Here is a 4,447-nt window from a genome sequence, read left to right as displayed (position 1 = left end):
ATGCGGCTTAACTTAGTGCCATTAGGCATTACCCTATTTACACCTCTACTATGAGCTAGTCCGACTACCTTGCTAAGCTTATCTCTAGCTTTTTAGGCTCCAAGATAAGCATTCAGAAATAGCAAGGTTCTCCCAAGTTCCAAAGCAATCAGTTCATCTACCCGCTACGGACTCAGACCCCGACACCTCCACGCATACTCGCCTTTACGTATTGCGTAGTGCTGATTTCAGGCATATGAAAACCTTGATCAGGTGCGACGATGGTATATTACGGGGCTCAATACCTTCACTCGCGTTGTGGCTGATAGACCGCCCTTACTACAGCTTCATAATGTTCGTTACCTTGCATTATGTGTAGTTCGGTTCCAGACTGGTGGCTAGCCTTTTTCTGGGCTGGATTGTCCAGCTTGATTGCCTTAGCTTTGCTTGGCGCACTCATATAAAGCCCCTGCTCACTTTGATCTTTGGGCACAATGTATAGATCAATATTGCCTCCTTTTTGCTTATCATCGACACGGCTGCCAAATAAATAAACCTTCGCATCTTGCCCAAATAGTTGGCTAACCGCGCCTTTGATTGCCTTTACTTCAAATATTTTTAACCGCATTATCATTATCTATCTTATTATCGGTAGTCATGCATTGTACCACAACAAAAAGATCACACTAAACGCATTACAATCGCGATAATACATATTCAATACGCGCTTTTGCATCCATTTCTTTATCCAGTACCGGCTTAATCATATCAAAACGTCTTTGCAGCCCAACTTGATTGGCAATTTGGATATTAAGCCCAGGGCGCGCATTTAGCTCAAGCATCATTGGCCCATGCGCTTTATCAAGCACTAGATCAACACCTAAATAACCAAGCTTTGTCATATCATAACAACGACTGGCAATCAAGAGACACTCCTTCCAATAAGGAATAGTCACCCCTTCAATCTCATGCAAAGTATCAGGGTGATGCGTGACAATCTCATTATGCCAGACACCATGCAGCGTCTGGCCCGTTTTTAAATCAACCCCGGCACCAATCGCACCTTGATGCAGATTTGCCTTTCCATTGGATGCCTGTGTCGGTAAGCGCACCATCGCCATCACAGGAAATCCTTTAATCACAATCACACGCACATCTGGCACACCCTGATAGGCAACTTTTTCAAAAACATCATCAAACTGAACCAGGTATTCAACCATCACCTTATCTGGATAGCCACCCAAAGAATAAGCCCCACTTAGCGTGGTTGAGATATGATATTTGATTTCATCTTCTGTTAAAAGTTTTCCATTAGATAAGCGATAACGGTTATTGATATAGTGTGTGACAACCAATATCCCCTCCCCCCCTGCCCCTTGAGCGGGCTTAATCACAAATTGTGCGCGATTTTGAATAAGCTTGGAGAAGACTTTATTATCATGCTCTGAATGAATCACCGTATAAAGGGTGGGGACCTTGACATCATGCGCCTGTGCCAGCTTCTTTGTTTTTACCTTATCATCAACCAAAGGATAATGCGTGCGTGTATTATAACGCTGTATAAATGATAAATTGCGATTGTTTATCCCCAAGACACCCATTTGTTTTAATCGAAGCCATCGCCACCACATCTACAGCCCCTTAGACTTTTTAATCAATGCATCAAAACGATAAAGCTCGGTTAAACGATAGCCACGATAACGCCCAATCATCAGCATTGCTGCCATCACAAGTAACAAAAGCCCTGGAAAAGTGAAAAACCAATACTGAAGTGCGTGATTAAAAATAAACACAAAACAAACTGTTGAAGCAAACAAACTTCCCAAAGCAATCTTAACAGCTTCAACCCCGCCACGCTCATCCCACACAATGGATAAACGCTCAATTGACATCGTTAAAATCACCATGGGAAATAATGTAATTGACAACCCTTGTGCTACTTCCATTTTATGCAGCACAATACTAATTAAAGCCATCAAAATGACAACCGTGGTTAAAATCATACCCAAACGTGGCACAACGAGCAAACGAAGTTTTTCAAAATAGGCACGAAAACTCAAACCGCAGATTACAACGAATGAAAACAAAACGATTCCCCATAAAAGCGAGGTATCTCGAAAAGCAAGTGCAATTAGTACAGGCATAAATGTTCCAAGCGTTGGCACACCAATGATGATTCGTAATATCAAAATAATCAAAACACTCAATGGCACCATCAAAATGATTTTATAAATCTCCTGTGTCTGTGCAGGCAGGTTAAGCAAAGAGAATTCATATATATTCTGTTTTAAGCTGTTATTCTTTAATGCCAAATAACGCTCTTGAGATATCCCTTGCCTTGCTGCGGTAAATGAAACTATTTTTATTTGACCACCTGAAACCTGCGCAAAGTTCTGGTTACCAACCCACCATACCAGGGCTTTTTGATTGGGATGCATAATTGCCTGACCTGTTTTAATATCATATATATGCCAGGCATTTTCAAAATAAACACTAACCCAGACAGGTAAATTATTTAAGCTTATATCTCCTTGATGCTGATAAGGCACCACATGCAGCATGACATTTGGCAGCCCAAGCTCAGTTAAAAGGTAATTCAAGGCCTTCATTCGCTGCTTATTCGTTGGCAAGCCCTGAGCCATCTCCTGCCAGAAATATAGGTTACCATCATCATTAATAAAACGAATACTCTGCCCAACCAGCGTGCCTGAATCTGCTGATTGCTCTGCAATATCTTTAGCCGTTGTCAACAAAGCAATCAACTGCCTTGACTCTAATGTTTTTCTCACATGTGCTTTAGCGTGATTAATTTTGGGCACCTGTGGTGCTATAAACTGCGCACCGCTGGCAACACTCACATCATAAATAACCGTCTGTTTTTCATCTGCCTGACTTTTAGATAAAACGGCGACTTTATTATCTCCGTCATCTGTATGCAAAATGATTTTGCCAAACCCTGCCGCACTGATGTGTTCATCCAACACATCACCTCTTTTTAGATTCGGCACAAACAGATTAAGCTTTAATGTTGAATTTGTTGTCTTTGGTGTGATTTGTAATTCAACATTAAATTTCCATATAGTGTTCTCATCATCAGGCTGCCAAGACAGACCAAGTTTTATATGCTGATAAAGCGTCAATCCAACACCAGAGATGATTAAAAGAATTAGTAAGATATAATATTGCTTATTAACTTTATTCATTTTGACACACTTTTTGCCGTTGATGTTACCGCTTGGGGTTCTGCTTTAGTTGTATTTTCAATCTCTTGCTTAACTTGAGTAGCGTTTTGTTCTTTAAAAACGCATTTAACTGGCGTAAACGTTCTGCGCTGACCAGGGTCCACGACAACATTCATTTTATTTAATGCACGTCTTCCCAGTAAAACAGGGTATAAAAAATCCTGCCTGTCGGTTAAATTTGCCTCTACTTGATATATTTTTCCATCAAAGCAAATCGGCATAGTAACAACAAAACGGCGCGTATATTTACTTTGATCATCTGACTCACCTGCACGATTTTTGATATGCATTTCACCCTTTAAAGGCAAATCATAATCAATTTTTGCTGCCTTTCCCTTTTGCGTTTTATACACCAGCTCAAAACGAACATACTGCTTATCGTCTTTTTTATAAACCTGAATATTATCTGCAGAAACAGAAGAAACACCAGCACCTGTATCAAGCTTTGCCGGCACCAAAGCCTCATCTGGCATAAGGTAAACCTCCTCAACATAACCATAACCTGACTTAATCTGCGCATGACTTACACTTATTAGACAAACACTAATCATTGCCGCTGTAATAACTCTAAAACACCACATAATAAATTCTCTTACCTGCCATAAATGCTCAGTATACATTTAAAACTTTTTATTTAAAGCAAGCTTATACCATCCACAAGCCATTTTACAACTTTCTGCCTTAGCTTTTATATGATTTCAGCAATTCAAGTCTCTGCTTTAAAACAACTAAAATCATGATATACTTAAATTAAAGACTGGAGTTACGCACTTTCAGGGATTTATTGTGCAAGAAAACACTTTACAAAAACAATGACACTTAAAATCAATAAGTTTCCACTAATCCTTGGGGTTATATGCAAACTTTGCCATCCGTGCTTGGCAAGCATAGCTGTTACGAGAAGTGTGCATCAACGTCATCCTGCTATGTGTATTGTCAAGCGACAGGCCAAAAGAAATTCTCCGTTTAACCTAAAGGCTGATAACGGTCCTTACTTTACCTTGCAATACACTCTTAAACCTATTGACACAATGACAACGTTTTTAAACCTTTATAGGCCAATCTGCTATTCGTGGTTATGGCCGTAACCATACGCACAAGTTGTCCATTCGATATATAAAAGTGCGTGCCCCAAACTCGCAAACGTGGCTGCTTAAAGCAAAATCCACAGGGATGACTACGAGGTCACGCATAACTCATTTTCGTATCAGTGGTTTCAGTTTTCA

At 40.1% G+C, this 4,447-nt stretch carries 4 protein-coding genes; all 4 read right to left on the bottom strand.

What is annotated here, in order from left to right:
- Positions 1 to 286: 286 nt before the first annotated feature.
- Positions 287 to 607, bottom strand: coding sequence for a nucleotidyltransferase domain-containing protein (locus DNK84_RS12975; protein WP_119344899.1), 321 nt, complete (start codon positions 605 to 607; stop codon positions 287 to 289).
- A gap of 67 nt (positions 608 to 674) precedes the next feature.
- On the bottom strand, positions 675 to 1,610 hold the full coding sequence (locus DNK84_RS12970) for an alpha-L-glutamate ligase-like protein (protein ID WP_119344898.1): 936 nt from the start codon (positions 1,608 to 1,610) through the stop codon (positions 675 to 677).
- Positions 1,611 to 3,182, bottom strand: coding sequence for a UUP1 family membrane protein (locus tag DNK84_RS12965; protein WP_119344897.1), 1,572 nt, complete (start codon positions 3,180 to 3,182; stop codon positions 1,611 to 1,613).
- Positions 3,179 to 3,841 (bottom strand): ATP-dependent zinc protease family protein, encoded by a 663-nt coding sequence (locus DNK84_RS12960; protein ID WP_119344896.1) that lies wholly within the window; start codon positions 3,839 to 3,841, stop codon positions 3,179 to 3,181. The genes DNK84_RS12965 and DNK84_RS12960 overlap by 4 nt, the downstream gene beginning before the upstream one ends.
- Positions 3,842 to 4,447: the final 606 nt, after the last annotated feature.

This window comes from Facilibium subflavum (assembly GCF_003574485.1).
Lineage (GTDB): Bacteria > Pseudomonadota > Gammaproteobacteria > Francisellales > Francisellaceae > Facilibium > Facilibium subflavum.
The sequence above is the reverse complement of the archived record's forward strand: the minus strand, read 5'-3'. Positions and strand labels throughout refer to the sequence as shown.